We start from the raw sequence: 24246 nt of genomic DNA, 5'->3' as shown, positions 1-24246 counted from the left end.
CGGCCGCCTAGCTCTCGTGCGGGGCGGCGTTGTCGAAGCGCGCGTCCCACCACGCCTTCCAGCGCCCTTCCAGATCGGCGAAGGCGGCGTCGGACAGGCCGTAGGTGGTCAGGGTCAGCATGGTGGAGCCGAGAGGGCGCTTGTCTTCCCGGGGCGGGCTGTCCAGCACCACGAGCAGGCCATCGCCCCAGGCGTCGACGGTGACGCCGATCTGGTGACGCGCCGTGAACCAGACCTGGCCCGCGGCGTCGGCGTCGGGACCCAGCGGCATCGCGTACGGCTCTCCGGGAGCCGGAGCGGCGTCGAGACCCAGCACCGACCGGCCCAGCCCGTCCACGCGCGGCGGGCCCGAGAAGAAGAGGGTGCGGCGCGTCTGGCCCGGATGGCGGGCGAAGGCGAAGGCCAACTGCTGGGTGAAGGAAATCCAGCCCTCGATCATGCCATCGAACACGTCCGTCCACTCTCCGACGGGGGCGGAGCGGACCACGCGGACGAGGCTGGTCTCGCCGCGGGCCTCGACTTCGTAGCGATCGTTGACGCCGACGAAGGTGACCGTGCGGCGTTCCTCGTCGGCCTCGGCGTGGGTGATGAAGATGAAGTCGATCTCATCCTTCAGGCTGTCCGCGTCCCAGCCGAACCAGTTCTTGATCTGCTGCGGATCGCGCAGCGCGGCCCAGACCGCATCGGCGGGGGCGGGCACGGTAACCTCGACGAGGACGTGGTCTTCCATGGGCTTGGCGGCTTCGATCATGGGTCAGTTCCTGGCTGGCGCGGGTCGGGGCGTCGCCGGATGGGCGGCGGCGGTGAGGCGGTAGCGACGGCCCGAAGAGGCCGAATATTTGCGGGCGAGAGCGGCGACGGCGGTGCTGACCTCTTCGGTGAAGGTCTCGAAATCAGCGGGCGTGGCGAAGGTGACGTCCGCCTCGACGGTCAGGGTCAGCAGGCGCGAGCCCTCGGTGGCGGCGTCCTGACGCATGCGGGCGACGTCCCGGACAATGGTCGAGGCGGTCGAGATCAGATGGTCGGCGGCGTGGCGGTCCTGGGCCTCGACCGCATCGGGGTCGGGCGGGGCCTGCATCAGGGCCGGGTCAAACACATAGCTTCGGGCGGCGACGAACAGCCGTTCCGTAAAGCCGCGCCTGCGCCGTTCCTCAGCCAGCTGGATCAGGCCTGCCGCCTCAAGCGCACGCAGATGGTGGCCGATGTTCTGGCGCGGCAGGCCCAGCTTTTCCGACAGGCCGGCCGCCGAGGCCGGTTCGGTCAGGGCGGCGAGGATGCGCCGACGGATCGGCGCCAGCGCCAGCAGGGCGGTGTCCAGGTCGTCGAGCAGGGCTGAGGGACGCGCCGTCATGGCGCGAACCTGCATTAGACAAATCAGATTGTCAAATGGACGTCAGCCCTGGGCCCGCACGTCCCTGGAGGCGCGTTCCAGAACGGCGGCGGGAGACTCGCCCGGCGAGATCTCGGCGACGCCAACCTCGAACTCGACCACGAAGGGCGAGCGGTCAGGGCCGGCGTCGAAGGCGGTGCAGCCGATGACGGCGGCGATCCGGTCGGCGGCGATCCGGCCGGACGGCCCATGGGTGGCGGGCAGGGCGAGGGCGAAGACGTCGGGCGACAGACGCGCCGCCGTATCCTCGGTGCGGATCAGGCGCGAGACCATGGCCCCGATCTGGGGCAGGGCGCGGTCCAGCCAGCCGCCCTTGCGGGCCTCTGTGACCGCATCGGTTTCCGAGACGCGCAGCACGGCGACCGACAGGGGGCGGCGGCGCAGGCGGGCGCCGTCGGCGATGCGGGCCAGATGGCTGGCGAACAGTTCCGGCGTGAACAGACCGGTGGCGGGATCGGTCAGGCCCGAACCGCGGGCGCTTTCCAGCGCCTTGCGGATGGCGACGTGGCGGCGATGGGCGCGGGCCAGGGCGACGATACGCCCGGCGGTCTCTTCCTCTGGCGTGTCGGCTGCGGCGACGTCGGCGAAGCCGCGGTTGTAGAGCTCGGCCAGATTGATCTCGCCGGCGCCGCGCAGATAGAGCACGGCCGGGATATGATACAGGCGGGTGTTCCGCTTCATCCCGGAGGCGATCGACAGGGCGGGGGTATGATCCTCCGCGCCCCACAGGACGGCGGCGTCAAACGGCTTTTCGTGCAGATAGTCGAAGGCGGTGTAGGGCGTCGGCGCGGCCACGACCTCGCAGCCGCGTTCGGTCAGGGCGTTGGACAGGGCGAGGAAATGCCGGTCCGGCTTGCCCGCCGCCAGGACGCGCAACGGCGTCGCGTCCAGATCGGACAGGGGCAGGGGCTGGCCGCGCGCCGCGAAGGTGGCTTCGCGCAGGCTGACCTCTTCCTCGGCGATGGCCGAGCGGATCAGGTTTTCCAGACGCAGCGCGGCCTGGGCGGCGTGCGGCGGAGCGGACATGACGATGTCGGCGGCTCCGGGGTCCCAGCCGTCGGCGCCGATGGCGAGGACGGGCAGGCGGCGCGGATTGACGGTCTGGCGCAGGGCGCCGACTCCTTGTTCCGCGTCGGGCAGGCGGGCGTCGAGGACCACGGCCTCCAGAGGCCAGTCGATCAGGGTCTGGATGGCGCCGGCGAGGGAGCGGGCCGTGACGGTGCGCCAGCCGAGGGCGTCCAGGCCCTGACACAGCGGGCCGACCAGGTCGTCGTCAGGGGCGACGACCAGAATGCGCGGATCGGAACCCAAGGTCGGAATCTCCAGCCGCTCCAGCCCCCTGGCGCGGTTTCATTGGCCGCGGACCATAGCGACGGTCGGCGGCTCGAAGCAACGGGTCGACAGCGGCTATCCCCAGCAGTGCTTTCCCTCGGGCCGAATTGCGTTAGAAGTGCGCGCATTAACGGTTGTGGGGACCGGCTTGCAGGCCAAATCGGATATTGAAGCCGCCGCGCGATGGGCCACGCCCATGATGTGGGGTCGGCTGGCGGTCAAGGCGTTCACGCGTAGCTGGGGCCGGGACGTGATGCTGTACACGGGCGGGGTGTCGTTCTTCGCCCTGCTGGCGGTGTTTCCGGCTATCGCCATCCTGATCGGCTTCTACAAGGCCGTGCTGTCGATCGCCCAGGTCAGCGAACAGGCGGCGGCCCTGGCCGACGTCATGCCGGCGGCGGCGCGGGCCATCTTCCGGGCCGAGATCGAGCGGCTGGCCAACGCCTCGGCGCGGACGGTGTCGGCGCAGAGTTTCTTCGCCCTTGTCATCGGCGGATACGCCGCCCACCGCGGCTTCAAGGCCCTGCTGGCCGGCCTGAACCTGATCCACGATGAGAAGGAGCCGCACGGCTTCTTCAAATTCAACCTGCTGGCCTTCTTCGTGGCCCTGGCGGCCTTCCTGCTGTTCACCGTGGTCTCGGGTGCGGTGGTGACCTCGCGGCTGCTGGAGCACGCCGGTCCGATCGTCGCCGGGACGGCCGCGCCGTCGTCAGGGGGGATCGCGCTGGACGGTCTGTGGCCGGCGCTGGGACTCGCGATCGGCCTGACCATGCTCTACCGCTACGCCATGTCGCACCGGACGCCGGTGGCCTGGGCGCCGTCCATCGCGGGCGGGCTGGTGGCGACGGTGATGTCGACGATCTCGTCGTGGCTGTGCGCCATCTATGTCGAGCAGATCGCGCCGCTGGGGGCGACATACGGCTCGGTGGGCGCGGTGGTGGTGCTGCTGATCTGGCTGTCGTGGAACGTCAACGCCATCTTCTACGGCGGCGCCTTCACCACCGAGATGGAGATCGCGTCCCGGTCGATCGGCGCGCCCGAGATCGAGCCCGACGCGCCCCTGCCGGAGAGCGTGGTCAATCTGTCGGAGCGCCGGGCGTCTCGACCACGATAGTCAGGACGCCGTCCGCCTCGTCGACCGACACCATGCGGCCTCCGATGCCGTTCATCAGATGCGGTACGTCGATCCGGGCCATGGGATCGGTCGCCAGCAGGGTCAGCCGCGCGCCGGCGGGGGCTTGGCGCATCGCCTTCTGAAGCTTCAGGCTGGGGGTCGGGCAGCGGTGGCCGCGGGCGTCGACGATCATGCGCCGATCCGGTCCAGCAGCAGGCGCAGGGCGACGCGCACGCTTTCGAGGCGGATCGTCTCGCGGCCCGGGGCGCCGAAACGATGCTCGGCATGGATCAGGCCGGCAGGCCCCGAGGCGGCGAAATGAACCAGGCCGACGGGCTTGTCATCCGATCCGCCGCCCGGACCCGCGATCCCTGTAACGGCGACCGAGACCGTGGCGTCAGATCGGCTGACGGCGCCCTCGGCCATGGCATGGGCGACCGGCCCGGACACAGCCCCGTGGGCCTCGATAAGCTCGGCGGGAACGCCCAGCATCTCGCTCTTGGCGGCGTTGCTGTAGGTCACGAAACCCCGGTCCAGCGCCGCCGACGAGCCGGCGACGGCCGTCAGGGCTCCCGCCACCAGACCGCCCGTGCAGCTCTCGGCGGTGGCGATCATCAGGCCCCGCGCCACGGCCGCTTCGACGACCCGCCGGGCCAAGGCGTCAATATCGTCGGGGAACATCGGGCAGGGCCTTCCGAAGGGGCGGCGAGTCGGTCCAGTGTGAGCCAAAGCGCCGGGAACGGCGCCAGCATACGGGGCGGGCATGAGCGACACCACAGGGGACACGGCGATCGAAGCGCGCGCGCCGGACAGGCTGACGCCGCTGCTTTTCGCCGTGGCCATCTTCACCTCGGCCTCTCTGGTGTTCGTGGTCCAGCCGATGGTGACCAAGCTGGTCCTGCCCATGCTGGGCGGATCGCCGGCGGTGTGGAACACGGCCATGGTCTTCTTCCAGACCGCGCTGCTGGCCGGCTACGGCTATGCCCACGGCCTGCAGAAGGTCGGGTCGATCAAGACCCAGGTGGCCATCCATCTGGCGCTGCTGGTCGCGGCCGCCCTGTTCCTGCCGCTGCGCATCAACGGCTGGCTGGGAGACCCCGATCCGTCGGCGCCGGTCATATGGCTGCTGGCGACCCTGGCCCTGTCGGTCGGTGCGCCGTTCGCGGTCCTGTCGGCGACGGCCCCCTTGCTGCAGGCCTGGTACGCCCGGGTGCGCGCCGGCTACGCCGACGGCCGGAATCCCTATGTGCTCTATGCGGCTTCGAACCTCGGCAGCTTCCTGGCCCTGCTGTCCTATCCGATCCTGATAGAGCCGCTGGCGACCCTGTCGGGACAGCGGTGGGGCTGGAGCGGCGGCTATGTCGCCTTCATGCTCATGGTCGTGGCCCTGGCCTTCGTGGTCTGGAGCCGACGGCTGGACCGCTCCGCCGAGCCCGCCCGCCTGACCGTCAGCCCGCCGATGACGTTGCGCGAGAAGATCATTCTGGTCCTGCTGGCCGCCGCGCCGTCCAGCCTGATGCTGGGGGTGACCTCGCACCTGTCAACCGACGTGGCCTCGGCGCCCTTCCTGTGGGTCGCGCCGCTGGCCCTGTATCTGCTGACCTTCGTCATCGCCTTCCAGAACAGGCCGTGGATTCCGCTGACGGCGACCCTGCCGATCCAGGCCGCGATCGGGGCGGTCTGCGTGCTGACCGTGGCCTTCCGCTCATCCAACTGGACCATGGCCTTCGCCATCCACCTGACCGCCTTCTTCTTCGCCGCCCTGATGTGCCATCAGTTGCTGGCGGCCCGGCGGCCGGCGCCGGACCGGCTGACGGAATTCTATCTGCTGATGTCGCTGGGCGGCGTGGTCGGCGGGGCGTTCACCGCCCTGCTCGCGCCGGTCATCTTCAACATGGTCTGGGAGTATCCGCTGGTCCTCGTGCTGGTCGGCCTGGCCCGGCCATGGGGCAGGGGACCGCTCAACGGGACGCAGACGGGCGTCCTCGTGGCCGCCCTGGTCGTCGCGGCCTCGCCGGTGCTGTTGTCCCTTTGGCTGAACAGCAATGACGGAGCACGAGCCGCCTTCTATTCGACTTCGCCGTTCCAGATGGGCCAGCTGGCGATGATCATGCTGCTGCCGGTCGCCATCTGCGCCTTTCTGGTGCGCGACCGGGCGCTGGCGTTCACGGCGATCCTGCTGGCCATCACCCTGTCGTCGCAATGGATCGCGCGCGGCTATGACTGGAGCTATTCGGGCCGCAGCTTCTTCGGCGTGATGCGGGTGGCCAATTCGCCCGACCCGCGGCTGGGCGGCGACGTCCATGTGCTCATGCACGGCACGACCCTGCATGGAGCGCAGGCGCGCGATCCCCGCTTCGACTGCGTGCCGACCCTCTACTACGCTCCCGCCACGCCTATCGGTCAGGCCGCCGAGATGGTCGAGGCGCGCGGCCCGGCCCGGATCGGCGTCGTCGGCCAGGGCTCGGGCGCCATGGCCACCTACAAGCGGGCCGAGGACTCGATGACCTTCTTCGAGATCGATCCGATGGTCGACAGGCTGTCGCGAGATCCCGAGTGGTTCACCTATATCTCGGACTGCGCTGCGGGCCCGATCGACACCGTTCTGGGCGACGCGCGTCTGACGCTGGCGAAGCAGCCGGCGGGATCGTACGACCTGCTGATCATCGACGCCTTCTCGTCGGACGCGGTGCCGACGCACCTGCTGACGGCCGAGGCCATCGAAGGCTATCTGAAGCTGTTGAAGCCCAATGGGGTCGTGCTGCTGCACCTGTCGAACCGCAACCTCGACATCACCCTGCCGGCCATCGCCGCGGCGCAGTCGCTGGGCAAGGCCAGCCTGCATCAGATCTATTACGAGGGCGATTCGACGCCCGAGATGGCCGAGGCCTCGACCGAGGCCCTGATCCTGTCGCCGACGCCCGAGGGGCTGGCCGACTTCCGCGCCGACGCGCGCTGGAAACAGCCGCTGCAGACGACGGTGCGGCCGTGGACGGACGACTACGTTAACCTGTTCGGCTCGCTGTGGCGCAGCATGTTCCCGCCGGCCGAAAGGCCGCTCTAGGCGGGTAGTTCGATCGTCGCCAAGGCTTGGGCGGCCAGGCCTTCGCCGCGCCCCGTGAAGCCCATGGCCTCCGTGGTGGTCGCCTTGACGCTGACCGCGTCGAGCGGGAGCGACAGGATGTCGGCGACACGTTCGCGCATGGCCTGACGGTGCGGTTTCACCTTCGGTCTTTCGCAGATCAGGGTGACGTCGACGTTGACCAGCCGGCCGCCGCGCGCGGCCAGCCGCTGAATGGCGTGGATCAGGAACAGGTCGGACGACGCGCCCTTCCATTGCGGATCGGTGGGCGGGAAATGGTCGCCGATGTCGCCATCCCCCATGGCGCCCAGAATGGCGTCGGTCAGGGCGTGCAGCCCGGCGTCGGCGTCGGAATGACCGATCAGGGTCTGGTCGTGGGGGATTTCCACGCCGCACAGCCAGACCGAGGTTCCGGGGCCCCAGCGATGGGCGTCGAAGCCCTGACCCACGCGGATCTGGCGGGGGATGAGCGTCTCGGCCATGGCGAAATCCTCGGGGAAGGTCAGTTTCATCAGCCGCGCATCGCCCTCGACGATGCGGACGCGGCCGCCGGCGCGTTCCAGCACGGCGGCCTCGTCGGTGGCGGGTTCGTCGGCGGGCCAGGCCGCATATGCGTCGGCGATGGCCTGATAGCGAAAGGCCTGCGGGGTCTGGGCGCGCCACAAGCCGTCGCGCTCGATCGCGCCCGACACGAGCCCGCCGGTCGCGCGGCGCAGGCTGTCGGCGACGGGCAGGGCGGGCAGGGCGCCGTCCGCCTCGCCGAGCACCTCGATCAGACGACGGATGACGGAAGCATCCAGGAACGGCCGCGCGGCGTCATGGATCAGAACGGACCGGTCGCCGGGACCGCCCAGCGCCTGCAGGCCATTACGGACCGAGGCGGCCCGGGTGTCGCCACCCGTCGCCAGCCGCCAACCCGAAAGACCGGCGAGGGCGGACTGCGCCTCGGCTTCCGAACCGGCTGAAACGACGACCACGATGTCTTCAGCCCCGGCCTTCAACAGGGCCTCGACCGACCAGCGTACAACCGGCTTTCCGCCAAGGGCCCGCCACTGCTTGGCCCCTCCGGCGCGAGAGCCGGAGCCGGCGGCGACCACGATGGCGGCGAAGGCGGGTTGGAGCGTGGTCATCCCGGCCTTCTAATCGCCGCGGTTGCGCTTGACGAGGGGCGTCGAGGGCGCGGAAAGGGCCTCATGGCTACAGGCATACAGATCGGCGACGTGTGGGTGCCCGGACGGGTGCTGACCGCGCCGATGACCGGGATCACCGACCTGCCGTTCCGGCGGCTGGCCTCTCGGCTGGGCGCAGCCTATGTCGCGACCGAGATGGTGGCCGCCGCCGAGCTGGCCCGGGCGCGGCCCGATGTGGTCCGTCGCGCGGCGGTGGGCGAGGGTCTCCCTCTGACCGTGATCCAGCTGGTGGGTCGCGATCCTGCGGCCATGGCCGAGGGTGCGCGCATGGCCGAAAAGGCCGGGGCCGACATCGTCGATCTGAATTTCGGCTGTCCGGCCAAGGAGGTCACGGGTTCGGCCTGCGGTTCGGCCCTGATGCGGGCCCCCGAACTGGCCTGCCGTCTCATGCAGGCGGCGGTCGAGGCGACCACGCGGCCGGTGACGGTCAAGATGCGGCTGGGCTGGGACGACGCCCACCGCAACGCGCCCCTGCTGGCGAAGCGGGCCGAGGAGATCGGCGTCAAGGCGGTCACCGTACACGGGCGGACCCGGCAGCAATTCTACACCGGCGTCGCTGACTGGACCGCGGTCGGCGAGGTCAAGGCGGCTGTGGGCATCCCCGTCATCGTCAATGGCGACATCCTGACTGCCGACGATGCTCGCGCGGCGCTGAGCCAGTCAGGCGCCGACGCCCTGATGCTGGGCCGCGGCGTGTACGGCCGGCCGTGGCTGGCGGCGCATATGGAGCGGGCCCTGGCCGACGGGACCGTGCTGGTGGAGCCTGACCGGGAGGAGCGGCTGGCAATCGTCGTCGAACATCTACGGGCCTCGGCCGCCTTCTACGGTCTGCCGCTGGGGTTGAAGATGTTCCGCAAACACCTGGGCTGGTACATCGAACAGGCGCCCTGGCCCGGGGATCCGCTGGAGCGGCGGGCGGCGAAGTCCCGGCTGTGCCGCCTTGAAAGCCCTGACGAGGTTGAGCGCGAACTCACGACGCTGTGGCGTCAGGTGACGCATTCAGGCCACCACCCTGTTGATATTTCGCCACAGGTGGTCGAAGCTGGAGTGGCATGACGGATACACCGACCGCTGACACAGAGCCTGGACCCGCCGCCGATCGACGCGGCGAGGTTCGCTGGTTCGCCGGCTGGTCGGAGGAGCGTCGGCGCAACGCCTTTGTGGCCGCCTATTCGCTAGCCTTCGTGATCACGATCGCCGCCATCTGGCTGGTCGCGGTCGCCCCGGGCAGCAGCGGCGAAGGGGCGCGGGCGACCGCCAGTCAGGCCGTGCTGGTCATCCTGGGCGCCAATCTGATGCTGATCGGCGGACTGGCCGTGGTGGTGGGGCGGCGGGCGCTATCCCTGTTTCGCCGGCGCACCGACGCGGGCGCGCGCCTGCATCTGCGGTTCGTGACCCTGTTCTCGCTGGTCGCTCTGGTGCCGGCGGTGCTGATCGCCCTGGTGTTCGGAGTACTGGTCAACCGCGGCGTGGACCAGTGGTTCAGCGACAATGTCCAGTCGGCGGTGAGGAATGGGGCCCTGATCGGCGACGCCTATCTGAAAGACGTCTCTGAAGAGATGGACGGGGACCTTCGCGTCATCGCGGACCAGCTTGTCGGCGCCAGGCCATTGTTTGAAAACCGCATCCAGTTTTCCGATGCCCTGACCCAGATCGCCGATCTCTTCGGCTATCCCGCCATCTATATAATCGGACCCGACGGCGAGGTTCTCGCCAGCGGCGAGGGACCCGCCGCGCCGGCCTATGTGGCGCCGCCCCGCGTGGTGCTGGAGGCCGCGGCCGAAGGCGGCGAGCCGCCGCAAGAGGTCACCGAAAATCCGGACGCCGTGCGGTCGCTGATCCCCCTGCCGGCCTACGGCGACGCCTATCTGTATCTGGTTCGACCGTTGCAGGACGGGCTGATCGCCCAGATGCGCAACGGCGAGGAATCCATCGTCGCCTATCGCGAGGCGCAGGAAAGTCGGCAACGCATCCAGGCCGCCTTCGCACTCAGCTATGTCGAGACGGCCCTGCTGGTGCTCGTCGGCGCCATCTGGCTGGGTATGGGCGCGGCCAGCGCCATCTCGGCGCCGATCGGGCGGCTGGTCAAGGCGGCGGACCGGGTCGCCGGCGGCGACCTGACGGCGCGTGTCGACGGCGAGGACGGACCGGGCGAGATCAAGACCCTTTCGGCGGCCTTCAACCGCATGACCGGAGACCTGGAGGCCCAGCAGGCCGCGCTGAGAGCCGCCAGCGAGGAGGCCACGGGCCGCAGCCGGTTCATCGAGACCGTGCTGTCCGGCGTCTCCGCCGGCGTGATCGGTCTGGACCGCCAGCGCCGCGTCTCGGCCATCAACGACAGCGCCGTGGAGCTGCTGGCCATCCGCGACTCCGACATCATCGGCCGTCCGCTGGGAGAGGTATCGCCGGAACTCAGTGAACTGGCCGGTCGCGCCGAGGCGCACATTGAGGAAGAGATCGACGTCAGTCTGGAGGGCGAGACCCGCCGCCTGCGGGTCCGCATCGAAGGCGGGGTCGGCGGGGAGATGGTCCTGACCTTCGACGACATCACCCGGCTGGTGACGGCCCAGCGCAACGCCGCCTGGCGCGACGTCGCGCGGCGCATCGCGCACGAGATCAAGAACCCGCTGACCCCGATCCAGCTGTCGGCCGAACGTCTGAGGCGGCGTTATCGCGGACAGGTCATGGACGACGTCGAGGTGTTCGACCGCTGCACCGAAACCATCATCCGTCAGGTCGGAGACATCGGCCGGATGGTCGACGAATTCTCGTCCTTCGCCCGGATGCCCGCGCCCCGGTTCACCGCCGCCGATCCGGCCGAGCTCCTGCGAGAGGCCGTATTCGCCCAGCGGGTGGCCGAGGCGGAGATCGGCGTCGAGCTGGTCGAACCCCTGCCCAAGGTCACCCTGCACGCCGACCGGCCGATGGTCGGTCAGGCCCTGACCAACATCCTCAAGAACGCGGGCGAGGCCGTGGCCGCGCGGCGAGCCATCGCGCCACGGCCGGACGACGGCGACCGTCCGGGCATTTCGGCGCGGCTGATCGTCGAGGACGGGACGGCGACCTTCGTCATTGAGGACGACGGCCCGGGCCTGCCCGCCAAGGACCGCGACCGCCTGACCGAACCCTATGTGACGACGCGCGAGAAGGGCACCGGCCTGGGTCTGGCGATCGTCAAACGCATCTGTGAAGAACACGGCGGCGAGCTGAAGCTGGCCGACGCCGAAAACCTGTCGGGCGCACGCGTGTGCCTGACCTTCCCTCTCAAATCCCAACCGAAATCGGCCGGCGCGGCCGGGGCGAAGGACGCGAAACCGTCCCGGACTCCGACCCTTCCGGCTGCTGAATAGCGAGGCGATATGCGATCCACGGGAGCCGACATTCTGGTCGTCGATGACGAGGCCGATATCCGCGAGCTGGTGTCAGGCCTGCTGGAGGACGAAGGCCACGCCGTGCGCACGGCGTCCAACTCCGACGAGGCCCTGGCCGCCATTCGGGCCAGGAAGCCGTCGCTGGCCCTGCTGGATATCTGGATGCAGGGCGGCGGTCTGGACGGGCTGGAACTGCTGGACGTCATCAAGGAGCTGGATCCCGATCTGCCGGTGGTCATGATCTCGGGCCACGGCAATATCGAGACGGCGGTCACGGCGCTGCAGCGCGGGGCCTATGACTTCATCGAAAAGCCGTTCAAGTCCGACCGCCTGGTCGTCGTGGTGCAACGCGCGCTGGAAGCCAGTTCGCTGAAGCGCGAGAACCGCCGGCTGCGCGCCCAGGTCGCCGCGCCGACAGGCTTCATCGGCCGCTCCGCCGCGGCCCAGGCCCTGCGCAGCACCATCGCCAAGGTGGCGCCGGCCAACAGCCGGGTCCTGATCTCGGGCCCTCCGGGTTCGGGCAAGGAACTGGTGGCGCGCCAGATCCACGAGGCCAGCGCGCGGTCCAAGGGCGAGTTCGTGGCCATCGCCGCCGCCGGCATGACGCCGGAACGGCTGGACATCGAACTGTTCGGGGAGGAGGGCGTCGACGGCCGTCCGCGCAAGATCGGGGTGTTCGAACGCGCCCACAACGGCACCCTCTATCTGGACGACGTCGGCGACATGCCGCGTGAGAGTCAGAGTCGGGTTCTGCGCGTGCTGGTCGAACAGCGCTTCCGCCGGGTCGGCGGCGAGCAGGACGTGCAGGTCGATATCCGCGTGGTCACCTCGACCTCGCGCGACCTGAAGCAGGAGATCGCCGAGGGCCGGTTCCGCGAGGACCTGTTCCACCGCCTGAACGTGGTGCCAATCCGGGTGCCCGCCCTGTCCGAGCGCCGCGAGGACATCCAGGAGCTGATCGACTATTTCATCGAAAGCCTGTCGTCGTCGCAGGGCCTGCCGAAGCGGCGGCTGGGCGACGACGCCATCGCCGTGCTGCAGGTCCATCCCTGGCCGGGCAACGTCCGCCAGCTGCGCAACAACGTCGAGCGGCTGCTGATCCTGGCCACCGGCGACGTCAATGAGCCGATCACCGCCGACATGCTGCCGCAGGAGGCGACCAACGCGAACTCGACCGGCACCCTGGGCGGCGAGCGCATCATCGCCTTGCCGCTGCGGGAGGCGCGCGAGGTGTTCGAGCGCGAGTATCTGGCGGCGCAGATCATGCGCTTCGGCGGCAATATCTCGCGCACCGCGGCTTTCATCGGCATGGAGCGGTCGGCCCTGCACCGGAAGCTCAAGTCGCTCGGCGTCTCGCCGTCCCGCGGCGGCGAGGAAGACATCGAAGAGGTCATCGAGGAATGAGCCGCGTCGCCTACGTCAACGGCCAGTACCAGCCGCACGGCCAGGCCGTGATCCATGTCGAGGATCGCGGCTTCCAGTTCGCCGACGGGGTCTATGAGGTCTGGTCGGTGTTCGACGGCCGCCTGGCGGATTTCGACGGCCATATGACGCGCCTGCACCGCAGCCTGAACGAGTTGCGCATCCCCATCCCGATGACGGCCGAGGCGCTGGCCCGGGTTCTGAACGAGACGGTGCGGCGCAACCGGGTCAGGGAAGGGCTGGTCTATCTGCAGGTCACGCGTGGCACGGCCCGGCGCGACCATCCGTTCCCGCCCGAGGGCACGCCGCCCAGCGTGGTCGTCACCGCCCGGTCCCTGCCGTTGTCGAAAGGCAATGCGGCGGCGAAGAAGGGGGTGGCGGTGGTCACCCATCCCGACATCCGCTGGGGACGTTGCGACATCAAGACCGTGGGCCTTCTGCCCAATGTCCTGGCCAAACAGGCGGCGAAGGAAAAGGGCGCGGCCGAAGCCTGGATGGTCGACGAAATGGGTCTGGTCACCGAGGGCTCGTCCACCAACGCCTGGATCGTCGACGAGAACGGCAAGCTGAGGACCCGCGACGCCCAGTCCAACATCCTGCGCGGCGTCACGCGTGCGGCGGTGCTGAGGCTGATCGAGGAGGAGGGGCTGGAGTTCGAGGAGCGGGCCTTCAGCGTCGACGAGGCCAAGCGGGCCAGGGAGGCCTTCTACACCTCCGCCAGCGGCTTCGTGATGCCGGCGGTGTCGATCGACGGGACGAAGATCGGCGCGGGCAAGCCGGGCCCGATCGCGACCCGGTTACGCACCCTTTATCTGGATCAGGCCATCCGCGACGCCCTGTGACGTCCGCACTTGCCGAATGAGATTGATCGGTCGCCGCCGATGCCTATGCTGGAGGGGCCGGACATCCGATCCAGCCCCGCGCCGCTCTCTCGGCCGGAGAACAAGCAAGAACAGGCTGAACCTGCCATGTCGCAAGACAAGTCCAAGAATCTCCAGGACACCTTCCTCAACAGCGTCCGCAAGACCAAGACGCCCCTGACCATCTTCCTGGTCAACGGGGTCAAGCTGCAGGGCATCGTGACCTGGTTCGACAACTTCTGTGTGCTGCTGCGTCGCGACGGCCAGTCGCAACTGGTCTACAAACACGCCATCTCGACCATCATGCCGTCCGCGCCCGTCCAGCTGTACGAGCCGGAAGCGGACGAGGACTGACGCCTCCCGCGCGTCACCCCCGTCGTCATCCTCGGGCTTGACCCGAGGATCAGAGGTCGCCGGTCCTGTGCGTGTAAGGTGGCCTTCCGTCCGTCGCGTGCCTATCTGTCAGTGAGCACCGGATAGTCCGATCCTCGGGTCAAGCCCGAGGATGACGCCTTTGAAAGCAGCACAACACACTTGACGTCCAAACACATCGACCACGCCGTCCCGCTGATCCGGGCCGTCGTCCTGCACCCTGAACGATCGGGCTTCGGCGCGAGCGAAAGTTCGCGTCAGTCCGTGGAGCGTCTGGAAGAGGCCGTCGGCCTCGCCCGCGCGCTTGACCTCGATGTGCGCGCCGAGGAAATCGTGCGCATCCGAAAGCCCACGCCCGCCACCCTGTTCGGGACCGGCAAGGTCGAGGAGCTGGCCGCCCTGGTTCGCGCCGCCGAGGCCGAGGCCGTGGTCGTCGACGACGACCTGTCGCCGGTTCAGCAGCGCAATCTGGAAAAGGCCTGGGACTGCAAGGTCATCGACCGCACCGGCCTGATCCTCGAAATCTTCGGCCGCCGCGCACGGACCAAGGAAGGCCGGCTGCAGGTCGAGCTGGCGCGGCTGGACTATGAGCGGTCGCGGCTGGTGCGCACCTGGACCCACCTCGAGCGGCAACGCGGCGGCACCGGTTCGACCGGCGGCCCCGGCGAAACCCAGATCGAGCTCGACCGCCGCCTGATCGCCGACCGCATCGTCAAGCTGAAGGTCGAGCTGGACGAGGTGCGCCGCACCCGCGGACTGCACCGCAAACAGCGCCAGAAGGTCCCGTTCCCGACCATCGCCCTGGTCGGCTACACCAACGCCGGCAAGTCGACCCTGTTCAATCGGCTGACGGGCTCCGAGGTCTTGGCCAAGGACCTGTTGTTCGCCACCCTGGACACGACCCAGCGCACCATCCGCCTGCCGCAGGGCCGGCCCGCCATCGTGGCGGACACCGTCGGCTTCATCTCGGACCTGCCCCACGAACTGGTCGAGAGCTTCCGCGCCACGCTGGAAGAGGTGGGCGAGGCCGACCTGATCCTGCACGTCCGCGACATCGCCAGCCCGGACAGCGACGCCCAGTCGAAGGACGTCGAGGCGGTGCTGAAACAGATCCCGACGCCCGAGGGCAAGACCCGCCGGGTTCTGGAGGTCTGGAACAAGACGGACCTGCTGGCCGAGGACGTCCGCGAGGCCGTCCTGGGTCAGGCCGAACGCCTCCGGGCGCAGGGCAAGGCCGTCGCGGTCTCGGCCTGGACCGGGGAGGGGATCGAACCCCTGCGCGAAACCATCGCCGGCCTGATCGACGACGACCCGGAGACGGAACTGGTGCTGGACCCCTCACAGGGCGAGGCGCTCGCCTGGCTCTACGAGAACGGCCGCGTCACCGGCCGCGAGACGGACGACGAAGGCCGGACGCATGTGGTGGTGCGGCTTCACCCGGCGGCGCTGGGGCGGTTCGAGCGGCAGTTCCAGACGGCGGGCTAAGGATTGTCTCCTCCCTGTCGGCGAAGCCGATGGGGAGGGGGACCGCGAAGCGGTGGAGGGGTATCAGCCACCCTGCCGCTCCAGGGCGGTTCGCCGTATGTAGTCCACGACCCCGTCTAGGTGCACCCGGACATCCTCGGCGGCGAGCCGAACGACTCTCACGCCCTGTTCCCTCAGCCAAGCCGTGCGCCGACGGTCATGCGCGATTTGCTCTGGGCGTTCGTGGCTCTGCCCATCCACCTCGACAGCCAGCTTCGCTGCAGCGCAGTAGAAGTCCAGAACGTACGGGCCGATCGGATGCTGACGGCGAAACTTCAGACCCGCCAGCCGTTTGCCGCGAAGACAGACCCATAGTCGCGCCTCGGGCGGGGTCATCCGCCGACGAAGTTCTCGGGCCCTCTCAACCGTCAGCAACGCCGTCATTACCCCTCCACCACTTCGTGGTCCCCCTCCCCATGGCTTCGCCACAGGGAGGAGACGGGGCCAGCTTGTCCGGACGGAGCAAGCTGCGCCAGCGAATACAATCTCAGGTTAGAAGGTCAGCCTCTTTCGTGCGCCTTCGCCGCGTCCCACAGCCCGTCCATCTCGGCCAGATCGCTCTGCTCCGGCGTCCGCCCGTCCTTGGCCAGCTCCGCCTCGATGAACCCGAACCGCCGTACGAATTTCGCATTCGCCCCCCGCAGCGCGTCCTCCGGCTCGACCCCCAGCTTCCGCGCCAGATTGGCGACCACGAACAGCAGGTCCCCGACCTCGTCCCGGGCCTTGTCGAGGTCCCCGGCGGCGATCTCGACGCGCAGTTCGGCCACCTCCTCGTCCAGCTTGTCGAAGACCTCGTCGGTCGAGGGCCAGTCGAAGCCCACCCGGGCGGCGCGTTTGGTCAGTTTGGCGGCCCGGGCGAGGGCGGGCAGGCCGACCGGCACGTCGTCCAGCACGCCGTGCTGGGCCTTCGCCACGCGTTCGGCGGCCTTGATGTCCTCCCAGCGGGCCTTCTGGGCCGCGCCGTCGGCCTTTGCCGCCTCGTCGCCGAAGACGTGCGGATGGCGGCGCTCCAGCTTGTCGGCGATGGCGTTGGCCACGTCGTCGAAGGCGAACAGCCCCTGTTCCTCGGCCATGCGGGCGTGGAAGACGACCTGGAACAGCAGATCGCCGAGTTCGGACTTCAGTTCGTCCATGTCGCCGCGCTCGATGGCGTCGGCGACCTCATAGGCCTCTTCCAGCGTATAGGGGGCGATGGTGGCGAAGGTCTGCTCCACGTCCCACGGACAGCCGCCGACGGGGTCGCGCAGTCGGGCCATGATGGCCGTCAGGCGGTCGATCGGCGTCATGCGGGCTCCACAACCGGATCTGTCGCCGCGCCGTCGCGGGCCTCGAGCGCCTTGCGGATTTCGTCATGGCGCGCGGGCGTCAGCGGATAGCCCTTCAGCACCAGGGCCGCGGCGGCCAGCAGCAGGCCGGGGACGAGGATGAAGAGGATCTGCAGCGTCAGCAGCGACATCTCGCTATTGCCCCCGACGCCGGGAACGGCGCGGAAGCCGACGGCCTGCAGGACCAGATAGGGGATCAGGGCCACCACGTGGCCGATCTTGGTCGTGGCCGACAGGATGGAGAACATCAGGCCGGTGCGGTCCACGCCCGTGTCCAGACGAACCTCGTCGCCCGCGTCGGCCATCATGGCCCGCAGCAGGAACAGGCCCGCCGCATAGGGCAGGCCGGCGATGAACATGGCGGCGGCGGTCAGGGCGAAATTGCCGCCCGGGACCAGGGTGGCGCCGATGTAGAAGACCGCGAAGACCAGGCTGGCCGTCGCCAGCGCCCGGTCCTTGCCGATCTTTGTGGCCAGCCAGGCCCAGAACGGCGCGCCGACCAGTCCGGCGACGAAATAGAACAGCATGAACAGCGAGGCCTGGGTGTGGTCATAGCCCTTGATCTGGCCGAAGAAGAAGAACAGCAGCGAGCCGGTGATGCCCGGCGCCACGCCCAGCAGCAGGTCGGCGAACAGCAGCTTGCGCACCGTCTTCTTGCCGAACAGGCCGAGGTAGGCCTTCGGCCCGCCATGCGGCGCGGCGCCGGCGTTGACCGGCTCGGGCACCACGAACATGGCCAGGCCGATGGTGACGGGCAGGGCGATCATGATGGCCCAGCCCATGATGCGCACGCCGGCGGCGTAGTCGCCGATGCCTGTCTTCACCACCACGGTCGGCAGGATCAGAATCAGGATCACGCCGATGATGTTGAACACCTGCCACCAGCCGTAGACGCGGCTGCGCTGGTCGTACTGCGGCGCCAGCACCGAGGCCCAGCCCAGCTGGCCCAGGGTGCCGATCGAGAAGCCGAGGTAGAGGACCAGCAGCCAGCCGAACAGGTAGGCCGCGCCGGCGCCGGGCTGGACCACCACGAACATCATCAGGGCCGACAGCATCAGGATCGGCGTCGAGATCGCCATCCACGGACGGTAGCGGCCCCATCTGGTTTTGGTCTTGTCCATGCCCCAGCCGATGAAGGGGTCGAAGACGATGTCGATCAGCCGCACCGCCATGAACACCGCCGCGACCACGCCCAGCTCCAGCCCCACATAGGTGGCGTAGAACTCGGGCAGGGTGACCGGCAGGGCCACGCCGAAGGCGGCCAGAGGCAGGCAGGGGCCCGAGAAGGCCGCCAGTATGGCGTTGGAGCGGCGGGCGGGGGCGGCTTCGGCGACGGGTGCGTCGGTCATGGCAAGGTCCGGCGATCCGGCCCGAGTCGGCCGTGGCCTCACCATGCCGACTTTGCAGGCGTCGCGCGAGCGTGAGGCGAATGGCCTTGCCGTGACCACACAGACGGGGTCACCATCACCCCATGCTGATGCGTCTGATCCTGTTGCTGCTGACCGCCGCCGGCCTGTTCGCCGCGACGGCGGCCGAGGCGCAGAATCGCGGGCGTGCGCCGCGCCCGGGTCAGGCCCAGGTCTGCGACGCCGACGCCATAGAATGGGCCGGTCCCGCCTTTGCCAACAGCGTGTCGTGGCAGCGGATGGAATGGGCGCCGTTCGGGCCGACCGAATACGGCTGGGAGACCTATCTGCCGCTGATCCAGCACGAGCTGGGCACCGACTGCGCGCCCGGTTCGCCGGTGTTCGCGCGGAAGCTGGCGGAGTTCCAGATTGGCCACGGCCTGCCGCCGACCGGCTGGTTCGACGCCGCCACCTTCCAGACATTCCGCGGCCTGTGGCAGGAACGGCGGCCCTTCATCATGGCCCGGGTGCGCGAGGAGCCGTGCCCCGAACCGCCGCCGCTGTACCAGCTCGGCTATCTGGTCGAATCGGAGGAGCACGCCGACCGCCTGACCCGTCTGCTGCGGCGTGACGTTCTGGACGCCTATCGCCGGCTGGTCGCCGCCGCGCGCGCCGAGGCGCCTGAGGTCGCCAACGATCCGGAGTTGCTGCAGATCTTCTCCGGCTTCCGCGATCCCGAGGCCGACGCGGCCCGCTGCGCTGCGTCGGGCAATTGCGACGGGCTGAGGCGGGCGGTTTGTTCGCCCCACCGGACGGGAACCGCGGTGGATCTCTATGTCGGCCAATTGGCGGGACTGGGGGTCGACAACACCTCGGCGGCCAGCCGGCTGCATATGACCCGCGGCCCGACCTATCGCTGGCTGGTCAAGAACGCCGGCCGGTTCGGCTTCACCCCCTATGTCTATGAGCCCTGGCACTGGGAGTGGGTCAGCCCGACCGGAGGCTATGCCGGGCAATGATCCGTGCACTGACGGTCGGTGAACGGGCGCTGGCGGAGGAGGCGTTCGGCGACTCCCTGATCCTCGAAACCGTTCGCTTTCTGCTGGCGCCGTGGCCGTTCAACCGGGCCTTCGTCGCCGGGCGCTGGTTCGGGCGGGACTGGATCGTGTGGCCGCGCCGGTTCCTGCCGGCGGACGTCGCGCTGGCGTCATTGAGGCTGCAGGCGACCTTCATTCACGAACTGACCCATGTCTGGCAGGCGCAGCAGGGCGTGAACCTGCTGACCGGCAAGCTGAGAGCCGGGGATCGCCCGGCATCCTACGAATATCCGGTCGGCATGGACTGCGGCTGGACCGATCTGAACATCGAGCAGCAGGCCATGGTGGTCGAGCATCGGTTTCGCCTGTCGCGGGGCGAGCAAACGCCCGGCGACCAGGCCTTCTACGACCGGGTCTGCCCGATCGGCCGGCCTAGTGCATGAGGCCGGTGACGATCTCCAGCTTGTTGCCGTCGGGGTCCAGCAGCACGGCGCCGTAGTAGTCCGGCGCGATATCCGGATGTCTTCCGGCGGCGCGGATCACCGTCGCGCCGTTGGCGATGGCGGCGGCGCAGGCCGCGTCCACGGCCGCCGGATTGGGGGCCGCGAAGGCGATATGGGTTCCCAGGCCCGGGATGCGGTCGCCGCTAACGGGATACAGAAAGAACTGACTGTTTTCGCCGCCCCGACCATAGGCCAGCTCAGCCTCGGTCGCCGTCGTCTCGCCATGGCCCAGGGGCCCGAGGAAGGCGGCGTAGAAGCGGCGGGCCGCGCCCAGATCGCGAACGCCCAAGGACAAATGATCGAACACGCTTCCATCTCCCGGCCAAGCTTTCCGCATCTGGGAAGAGACGCCGCCGCGCGCAAGATTCTGACGCCCTCCACTTGCGGCGTATCGCACGGGGCCCAATTTAAGCACCGAGACTGTTACTAAACAAACCTGCAGTCAGGAAGAATCCCATGCCCGCGATGCGCCAGCCTGCCGTCTTCTTCGGTCACGGTTCCCCCATGAACGCGCTCGGTGGTCCGTATGCGGATGTCTGGCGGGCGGTAGGGGCGTCGATCGGCAAGCCGAAGGGCGTGGTCATGGTCTCGGCCCACTGGGAAACCAGCGGGCTGGGCGTCACGGCCCAACCTCATCCTGAAACCATCCATGACTTCGGCGGCTTCACCGATGAGCTGCACGCCATGCAATATCCCGCTCCCGGTTCGCCCGAACTGGCGGCGCGGGTCTCGGACCTGACCGGAGCGACGCCGACGACACAATGGGGCCTGGACCACGGGACCTGGTCGGTGCTGGCGCACGTCTGGCCCGAGGCCGACGTGCCGGTGGTGCAGCTGTCGCTCGATCGGCGGCTGGACGCACAGGGCCATTTCAATCTGGCGCGCCGGCTTTCAGTCCTCCGCGACGAGGGCGTGGTCATCGCCGGCTCGGGCGACTTCGTCCACAATCTGCGTACCTGGAAGCGGACGGGCGGGGGCGCCTATCCGTGGGCCTCGGATTTCAACGAGGCGGTGAAATCAGCCCTGGTGCGCGGGGACGAGGCGGCGCTGATCGACTGGGTCGGTCTGGCCGAAGACGCGCAGTTGAGCGTGCCGACCGACGAACACTATCTGCCATTGCTCTACGTCGCCGCCCAGCGCGGACCGGGCGACGACGTCAGCTTCTTCAACGACGTCATCGAGGGCGGGTCAATCTCGATGACCGGTGTGCGGATCGGTCAGGCGTAGGGTTTCTTGCGCATGACGGCGTCGATGCTCCACGGTCCGGGACCGGCCGCCGCCAGATACAGGAAGACGAAGCAGTACAGGGCGATGGTCTCGCCGCCGTTGACCATGGGGATAGGGTTCTGCATTCCGTGAACCGCCCAGTAGCCGACCGCGCAGAAGCCCGCAGCGAGGAAGGCGGCGGGACGCGTGAACAGTCCCAGGACAAGCAGGGCGCCGAGGATCAGTTCGAGCGGACCGGAAAGCCCCGCGAGGCTCAGGCCCGGCGGCGGCAGGCCTTCGACGGCCGGGAAGCCCAGGACCTTGGCCGTGCCGTGACACACGAACAGCAGGCCGGCGACGATACGCAGGACGCTGAGAAGTTGCGGCTGATACGCGGAGAACCTGTCAAACATGGAACCCTCCCTTGATGAAGCGGCCAGTCTGCAACCGAGTCGGCTGCAAATCAAACATGGACGTCAGGCGGCCTTGTCGACCTCGGCGAGTTGCTGGATGCGCACATAGTCCGTCTTGCCGGTGCCGAGGACCGGCACCTCGACGACGCGCATGATCTTCTTGGGCACGGCCAGTTCCGGGGCGCCGTGACTGCGGGCCCATTCGGCCAGACGCGCGACGTCGGCGTCCTTGCGATCGGTGACCAGCACCAGCTTCTCGCCCTTGCGGCTGTCGGGGATGGAGACCACGGCGTGGCGCGCGTCGGGCCAGACTGCGCTGGCCAGACCCTCGACCGCGGTCAGCGACACCATCTCGCCGCCGATCTTGGCGAACCGCTTCACCCGCCCGAGGATGGAGACGTAGCCGTCCTTGTCGATGTCGACGATGTCCCCCGTGTCGTGCCAGCCGCCGGGCAGGGGATCGATCGACAGGGGATCGTCGGCCGACAGATAGCCGTGCATGACGTTGGGCCCGCGCAGATACAGCCGGCCGCCGTCGGAGATGCCCTCGACCGGATCGATGCGCCATTCAAGGCCCGGCATCATCTGGCCGACGGTGCCGGGGCGGTTGCGGTCGGGATGGTTCACCGCCACCACGGGGGCCGCTTCGGTGGCGCCGTAGCCTTCCAGCAGTTTCAGGCCGTGGAAGCGGGTGTTGAACAGGTGATGGGTCTCGTCGCGCACGCGCTCGGCGCCGGCCACGACGAACTGCAGGGTGGCGAAGTCGTCGGCCGCCGCGACCCGGGCGTACTGGTTCAGGAAGGTGTCTGTGGCGAACAGGATCGAGGCCTTCACCTCGGGCAGAAGTTCGACGATCTGTTTGGCGTGCAGCGGCGACGGATATTGGAAGGCCTTCATCCCGTGCAGGATCGGCAGCAGGACGCCGCCCGTCAGGCCGAAACAGTGGAAGGTCGGCAGCGGGTTGAACATCACCCATTCGGGCAGCAGGTCGATGTGCTGGGCCACCTGCCGGCAGTTGGCGACCAGGTTCCACTGGCTGAGCACCACGCCCTTGGGTGCGCCGAAACTGCCGGAGGTGAACAGGACCACGCCGGGAGACGACGGCTCGGTCTTCGTCCGGAACCGTTTGGGCATCATGCCGGCCATCAGGCCGTAGACCTTGTCCTGGATGCCGATCGTCTTGCGCACGTCGTCCAGCCAGACGATCTCGGCGACCGTGCCGAGGTCCTCGATCAGGTCTTCCAGCTTGGCCTGGGTGATGAAGCGTTTGGCGGTCAGGATCTTCTTCACGCCCGCGGCCTTGATCGCCGCCTTGATGTTGGCCTCGCCCGACGTGAAATTCAGCATTACCGGCACGCGTCCGTGGGCGTGCAGACCGTAGTAGGTGACCACCACCCCCATGCTGGACGGCAGAAGGATGCCGACCCGCTCGGAAAGCTCGGTCATGGCGGCGATCTTGCGGCCCAGCACGAAGGCGGCGCGGATCAGGCCGGTGTAGGTGAGGGGCTTGCGGTCCTGGTCCTCGAGGATTTCCTTGTCGCCGTATTTTTCGCGAGCCGCGATCAGGGCGTCGAAAATGGTCTGCTCACCGGCCTTGGTATCCAGGGGTACGCGCAAAACCATCCTCCATGGGCCCGGTTGGGTCCGGCCCGTTATGCTGAACGCGCAAACTAGGGCGGCGAGCCGCCGTTGAAAAGATACGTTACCCTGCGTGAGCCTTGACCTCGCCTTGCCTTCGCCGTCCGGAAGGACGACATAGCGGTCTCGCACAGCCCGGAGCCGCGACGCCTTGGTCACGCTGATCGATACCCTGAGGAAGACGCCGGCCGAGCTGCGTCACCCGGAAAAACAGAACCGTCCGGAAACCGCCGTGCTGAAGAAGCCCGACTGGCTGCGCGTCAAGGCGCCCGGCTCGGGCCAGTACAACGCCACCAGGGCCATCGTGAAGGACAAGGGCCTCGTCACGGTCTGCGAAGAGGCGGCCTGTCCGAACATCGGCGAGTGCTGGAGCCAGAAGCACGCCACCCTGATGATCATGGGCGACACCTGCACGCGGGCCTGCGCCTTCTGCAACGTCAAGACGGGCCTACCCCAGCCGCTCGATCCCGAAGAGCCCGCCAAGGTCGGTCTGGCCGTCCGCGAGATGGGGCTGAACCACGTCGTCATCACCAGTGTCGATCGCGACGATGTCTCCGACGGCGGCGCGGCCCATTTCGCCGAGGTGGTGCGCCAGATCCGCCTGCAGGCCCCCAACACCACCATCGAGATCCTGACGCCCGACTTCCTGCGCAAGGACGGGGCGGCCGAGGTGATGATCGACGCGACCCCGGACGTGTTCAACCACAACCTCGAGACCGTGCCGCGGCTGTATCTGAAGATCCGCCCCGGGGCCCGCTATTTCCACAGCCTGCGCCTGCTGCAGATGGTCAAGGAGCGCGATCCCAACCAGTTCACCAAGTCCGGCATCATGGTCGGCCTGGGCGAGACCCGCGAAGAGGTCATGCAGGTGATGGACGACATGCGTTCCGCCGGCGTCGACTTCATCACCATCGGCCAGTACTTGCAGCCGACCCGGAAACACGCCGCCATCGAGCGGTTCGTGACCCCGGAAGAGTTCAAGGCCTATGAGGCTATCGCCCGGGCCAAGGGCTTCCTGATGGTGTCCTCATCGCCCCTGACCCGCAGCTCGCACCATGCCGGGGACGACTTCGCCAGGTTGCGCGCGGCGCGCCTGGCCCAGACCGGGCGCTGAGCCGCGC

The 24246-nt window shown here is 68.6% G+C and carries 24 protein-coding genes; 12 read left to right on the top strand and 12 right to left on the bottom strand.

Annotated features, from left to right (window positions below; all coding sequences use genetic code 11):
- Positions 1 to 7: 7 nt before the first annotated feature.
- The 3 genes from BrevBR_RS14525 to BrevBR_RS14515 are packed head-to-tail and all read right to left on the bottom strand — an operon-like array spanning position 8 to position 2701.
- Positions 8 to 751, bottom strand: a complete 744-nt coding sequence (locus BrevBR_RS14525) for an SRPBCC family protein (RefSeq protein WP_340001414.1) — start codon at positions 749 to 751, stop codon at positions 8 to 10.
- A 3-nt stretch (positions 752 to 754) separates the two neighbouring features.
- Complete coding sequence (locus BrevBR_RS14520) at positions 755 to 1351, bottom strand: ArsR/SmtB family transcription factor (RefSeq protein WP_340001413.1); 597 nt, start codon at positions 1349 to 1351, stop codon at positions 755 to 757.
- Positions 1352 to 1393: 42 nt separating this feature from the next.
- Positions 1394 to 2701 (bottom strand): diguanylate cyclase domain-containing protein, encoded by a 1308-nt coding sequence (locus BrevBR_RS14515; protein WP_340001412.1) that lies wholly within the window; start codon positions 2699 to 2701, stop codon positions 1394 to 1396.
- A gap of 217 nt (positions 2702 to 2918) precedes the next feature.
- On the opposite strand from BrevBR_RS14515, the gene BrevBR_RS14510 reads away from it, so the two are divergent.
- Positions 2919 to 3836, top strand: a complete 918-nt coding sequence (locus tag BrevBR_RS14510) for a YihY/virulence factor BrkB family protein (protein ID WP_442881306.1) — start codon at positions 2919 to 2921, stop codon at positions 3834 to 3836.
- Here the strand turns inward: BrevBR_RS14510 and BrevBR_RS14505 are convergent.
- Together BrevBR_RS14505 and BrevBR_RS14500 are read right to left on the bottom strand one after the other, a co-directional pair.
- A complete protein-coding gene (locus BrevBR_RS14505; RefSeq protein WP_340001411.1) occupies positions 3799 to 4029 on the bottom strand; it encodes a sulfurtransferase TusA family protein in 231 nt (76 codons plus the stop codon). The genes BrevBR_RS14510 and BrevBR_RS14505 overlap by 38 nt on opposite strands.
- A complete protein-coding gene (locus BrevBR_RS14500; RefSeq protein WP_340001409.1) occupies positions 4026 to 4517 on the bottom strand; it encodes a CinA family protein in 492 nt (163 codons plus the stop codon). The genes BrevBR_RS14505 and BrevBR_RS14500 overlap by 4 nt, the downstream gene beginning before the upstream one ends.
- Positions 4518 to 4599: 82 nt before the next feature.
- On the opposite strand from BrevBR_RS14500, the gene BrevBR_RS14495 reads away from it, so the two are divergent.
- Positions 4600 to 6900: a spermidine synthase gene (locus BrevBR_RS14495; RefSeq protein ID WP_340001408.1), complete on the top strand. Its 2301-nt coding sequence runs from the start codon at positions 4600 to 4602 to the stop codon at positions 6898 to 6900.
- On the opposite strand, the gene BrevBR_RS14490 is transcribed toward BrevBR_RS14495, so the two are convergent.
- Entirely contained in the window at positions 6897 to 8048 is a 1152-nt protein-coding gene (locus tag BrevBR_RS14490) for a bifunctional 2-C-methyl-D-erythritol 4-phosphate cytidylyltransferase/2-C-methyl-D-erythritol 2,4-cyclodiphosphate synthase (protein ID WP_340001407.1), read from the bottom strand. The two genes, BrevBR_RS14495 and BrevBR_RS14490, sit on opposite strands and share 4 nt — an antisense overlap.
- 63 nt (positions 8049 to 8111) lie before the next feature.
- On the opposite strand from BrevBR_RS14490, the gene dusB reads away from it, so the two are divergent.
- From dusB to hflX, 6 genes are all read left to right on the top strand, one after another.
- Positions 8112 to 9164, top strand: a complete 1053-nt coding sequence (dusB, locus tag BrevBR_RS14485) for a tRNA dihydrouridine synthase DusB (protein WP_340001406.1) — start codon at positions 8112 to 8114, stop codon at positions 9162 to 9164.
- Complete coding sequence (locus tag BrevBR_RS14480) at positions 9161 to 11458, top strand: sensor histidine kinase NtrY-like (RefSeq protein ID WP_340001405.1); 2298 nt, start codon at positions 9161 to 9163, stop codon at positions 11456 to 11458. The genes dusB and BrevBR_RS14480 overlap by 4 nt, the downstream gene beginning before the upstream one ends.
- Positions 11459 to 11467: 9 nt before the next feature.
- Positions 11468 to 12883, top strand: a complete 1416-nt coding sequence (gene ntrX, locus BrevBR_RS14475) for a nitrogen assimilation response regulator NtrX (protein ID WP_332639229.1) — start codon at positions 11468 to 11470, stop codon at positions 12881 to 12883.
- Entirely contained in the window at positions 12880 to 13743 is an 864-nt protein-coding gene (locus tag BrevBR_RS14470) for a D-amino-acid transaminase (RefSeq protein WP_332639230.1), read from the top strand. Before ntrX ends, BrevBR_RS14470 begins: the two co-directional genes overlap by 4 nt.
- Before the next feature lie 126 nt (positions 13744 to 13869).
- The gene (gene hfq, locus BrevBR_RS14465) at positions 13870 to 14115 is read left to right on the top strand and encodes an RNA chaperone Hfq (RefSeq protein WP_055830158.1); all 246 of its coding nucleotides are present in this window, start codon (positions 13870 to 13872) and stop codon (positions 14113 to 14115) included.
- 180 nt (positions 14116 to 14295) lie between these two features.
- Complete coding sequence (gene hflX / locus BrevBR_RS14460) at positions 14296 to 15618, top strand: GTPase HflX (protein WP_332639235.1); 1323 nt, start codon at positions 14296 to 14298, stop codon at positions 15616 to 15618.
- Positions 15619 to 15681: 63 nt separating this feature from the next.
- On the opposite strand, the gene BrevBR_RS14455 is transcribed toward hflX, so the two are convergent.
- The 3 genes from BrevBR_RS14455 to BrevBR_RS14445 form a co-directional block, all read right to left on the bottom strand.
- On the bottom strand, positions 15682 to 16041 hold the full coding sequence (locus tag BrevBR_RS14455; RefSeq protein ID WP_340001404.1) for an endonuclease domain-containing protein: 360 nt from the start codon (positions 16039 to 16041) through the stop codon (positions 15682 to 15684).
- Positions 16042 to 16157: 116 nt separating this feature from the next.
- Positions 16158 to 16943: a nucleoside triphosphate pyrophosphohydrolase gene (gene mazG / locus BrevBR_RS14450; protein WP_340001403.1), complete on the bottom strand. Its 786-nt coding sequence runs from the start codon at positions 16941 to 16943 to the stop codon at positions 16158 to 16160.
- The gene (locus tag BrevBR_RS14445; protein WP_340001402.1) at positions 16940 to 18331 is read right to left on the bottom strand and encodes an MFS transporter; all 1392 of its coding nucleotides are present in this window, start codon (positions 18329 to 18331) and stop codon (positions 16940 to 16942) included. The genes mazG and BrevBR_RS14445 overlap by 4 nt, the downstream gene beginning before the upstream one ends.
- Before the next feature lie 122 nt (positions 18332 to 18453).
- Between BrevBR_RS14445 and BrevBR_RS14440 the strand changes: the two genes are divergently transcribed.
- Positions 18454 to 19347 carry a D-alanyl-D-alanine carboxypeptidase family protein gene (locus BrevBR_RS14440; RefSeq protein ID WP_340001401.1) on the top strand — a complete coding sequence of 298 codons (894 nt, stop codon included), beginning with the start codon at positions 18454 to 18456 and terminating at the stop codon, positions 19345 to 19347.
- Entirely contained in the window at positions 19344 to 19808 is a 465-nt protein-coding gene (locus tag BrevBR_RS14435; RefSeq protein WP_340001400.1) for a hypothetical protein, read from the top strand. Before BrevBR_RS14440 ends, BrevBR_RS14435 begins: the two co-directional genes overlap by 4 nt.
- On the opposite strand, the gene BrevBR_RS14430 is transcribed toward BrevBR_RS14435, so the two are convergent.
- A complete protein-coding gene (locus BrevBR_RS14430; protein WP_340001399.1) occupies positions 19798 to 20175 on the bottom strand; it encodes a VOC family protein in 378 nt (125 codons plus the stop codon). The genes BrevBR_RS14435 and BrevBR_RS14430 overlap by 11 nt on opposite strands.
- Before the next feature lie 158 nt (positions 20176 to 20333).
- Here BrevBR_RS14430 and ygiD point away from each other — a divergent pair, with 158 nt between their 5' ends.
- The gene (gene ygiD / locus BrevBR_RS14425; protein WP_340001465.1) at positions 20334 to 21095 is read left to right on the top strand and encodes a 4,5-DOPA dioxygenase extradiol; all 762 of its coding nucleotides are present in this window, start codon (positions 20334 to 20336) and stop codon (positions 21093 to 21095) included.
- Here ygiD and BrevBR_RS14420 read toward each other — a convergent pair.
- Both BrevBR_RS14420 and BrevBR_RS14415 read right to left on the bottom strand, forming a co-directional pair.
- Complete coding sequence (locus tag BrevBR_RS14420; protein ID WP_332639251.1) at positions 21086 to 21487, bottom strand: DoxX family protein; 402 nt, start codon at positions 21485 to 21487, stop codon at positions 21086 to 21088. The genes ygiD and BrevBR_RS14420 overlap by 10 nt on opposite strands.
- A gap of 63 nt (positions 21488 to 21550) precedes the next feature.
- The gene (locus BrevBR_RS14415; RefSeq protein WP_340001398.1) at positions 21551 to 23110 is read right to left on the bottom strand and encodes an AMP-binding protein; all 1560 of its coding nucleotides are present in this window, start codon (positions 23108 to 23110) and stop codon (positions 21551 to 21553) included.
- A 166-nt stretch (positions 23111 to 23276) separates the two neighbouring features.
- Between BrevBR_RS14415 and lipA the strand changes: the two genes are divergently transcribed.
- Positions 23277 to 24239 carry a lipoyl synthase gene (gene lipA, locus BrevBR_RS14410; protein WP_340001397.1) on the top strand — a complete coding sequence of 321 codons (963 nt, stop codon included), beginning with the start codon at positions 23277 to 23279 and terminating at the stop codon, positions 24237 to 24239.
- Positions 24240 to 24246: the final 7 nt, after the last annotated feature.

It is taken from the genome of Brevundimonas sp. BR2-1, from assembly GCF_037626195.1.
GTDB lineage: Bacteria > Pseudomonadota > Alphaproteobacteria > Caulobacterales > Caulobacteraceae > Brevundimonas.
Note: the sequence above shows the minus strand (reverse complement) of the source record. Positions and strands in the feature narration are given on the sequence as shown.

What these genes read in the sequence shown, in the direction of transcription:
- BrevBR_RS14525 (WP_340001414.1), bottom strand. Translation starts at nt 751, where the DNA reads ATGATCGAAGCCGCCAAGCCCATGGAAGACCACGTCCTCGTCGAGGTT.
- BrevBR_RS14520 (WP_340001413.1), bottom strand. Translation starts at nt 1,351, where the DNA reads ATGACGGCGCGTCCCTCAGCCCTGCTCGACGACCTGGACACCGCCCTG.
- BrevBR_RS14510 (WP_442881306.1), top strand. Translation starts at nt 2,919, where the DNA reads ATGATGTGGGGTCGGCTGGCGGTCAAGGCGTTCACGCGTAGCTGGGGC.
- BrevBR_RS14505 (WP_340001411.1), bottom strand. Translation starts at nt 4,029, where the DNA reads ATGATCGTCGACGCCCGCGGCCACCGCTGCCCGACCCCCAGCCTGAAG.
- BrevBR_RS14500 (WP_340001409.1), bottom strand. Translation starts at nt 4,517, where the DNA reads ATGTTCCCCGACGATATTGACGCCTTGGCCCGGCGGGTCGTCGAAGCG.
- BrevBR_RS14495 (WP_340001408.1), top strand. Translation starts at nt 4,600, where the DNA reads ATGAGCGACACCACAGGGGACACGGCGATCGAAGCGCGCGCGCCGGAC.
- BrevBR_RS14490 (WP_340001407.1), bottom strand. Translation starts at nt 8,048, where the DNA reads ATGACCACGCTCCAACCCGCCTTCGCCGCCATCGTGGTCGCCGCCGGC.
- dusB (WP_340001406.1), top strand. Translation starts at nt 8,112, where the DNA reads ATGGCTACAGGCATACAGATCGGCGACGTGTGGGTGCCCGGACGGGTG.
- BrevBR_RS14480 (WP_340001405.1), top strand. Translation starts at nt 9,161, where the DNA reads ATGACGGATACACCGACCGCTGACACAGAGCCTGGACCCGCCGCCGAT.
- ntrX (WP_332639229.1), top strand. Translation starts at nt 11,468, where the DNA reads ATGCGATCCACGGGAGCCGACATTCTGGTCGTCGATGACGAGGCCGAT.
- BrevBR_RS14470 (WP_332639230.1), top strand. Translation starts at nt 12,880, where the DNA reads ATGAGCCGCGTCGCCTACGTCAACGGCCAGTACCAGCCGCACGGCCAG.
- hfq (WP_055830158.1), top strand. Translation starts at nt 13,870, where the DNA reads ATGTCGCAAGACAAGTCCAAGAATCTCCAGGACACCTTCCTCAACAGC.
- BrevBR_RS14455 (WP_340001404.1), bottom strand. Translation starts at nt 16,041, where the DNA reads ATGACGGCGTTGCTGACGGTTGAGAGGGCCCGAGAACTTCGTCGGCGG.
- mazG (WP_340001403.1), bottom strand. Translation starts at nt 16,943, where the DNA reads ATGACGCCGATCGACCGCCTGACGGCCATCATGGCCCGACTGCGCGAC.
- BrevBR_RS14445 (WP_340001402.1), bottom strand. Translation starts at nt 18,331, where the DNA reads ATGACCGACGCACCCGTCGCCGAAGCCGCCCCCGCCCGCCGCTCCAAC.
- BrevBR_RS14440 (WP_340001401.1), top strand. Translation starts at nt 18,454, where the DNA reads ATGCTGATGCGTCTGATCCTGTTGCTGCTGACCGCCGCCGGCCTGTTC.
- BrevBR_RS14435 (WP_340001400.1), top strand. Translation starts at nt 19,344, where the DNA reads ATGATCCGTGCACTGACGGTCGGTGAACGGGCGCTGGCGGAGGAGGCG.
- ygiD (WP_340001465.1), top strand. Translation starts at nt 20,334, where the DNA reads ATGCGCCAGCCTGCCGTCTTCTTCGGTCACGGTTCCCCCATGAACGCG.
- BrevBR_RS14420 (WP_332639251.1), bottom strand. Translation starts at nt 21,487, where the DNA reads ATGTTTGACAGGTTCTCCGCGTATCAGCCGCAACTTCTCAGCGTCCTG.
- BrevBR_RS14415 (WP_340001398.1), bottom strand. Translation starts at nt 23,110, where the DNA reads ATGGTTTTGCGCGTACCCCTGGATACCAAGGCCGGTGAGCAGACCATT.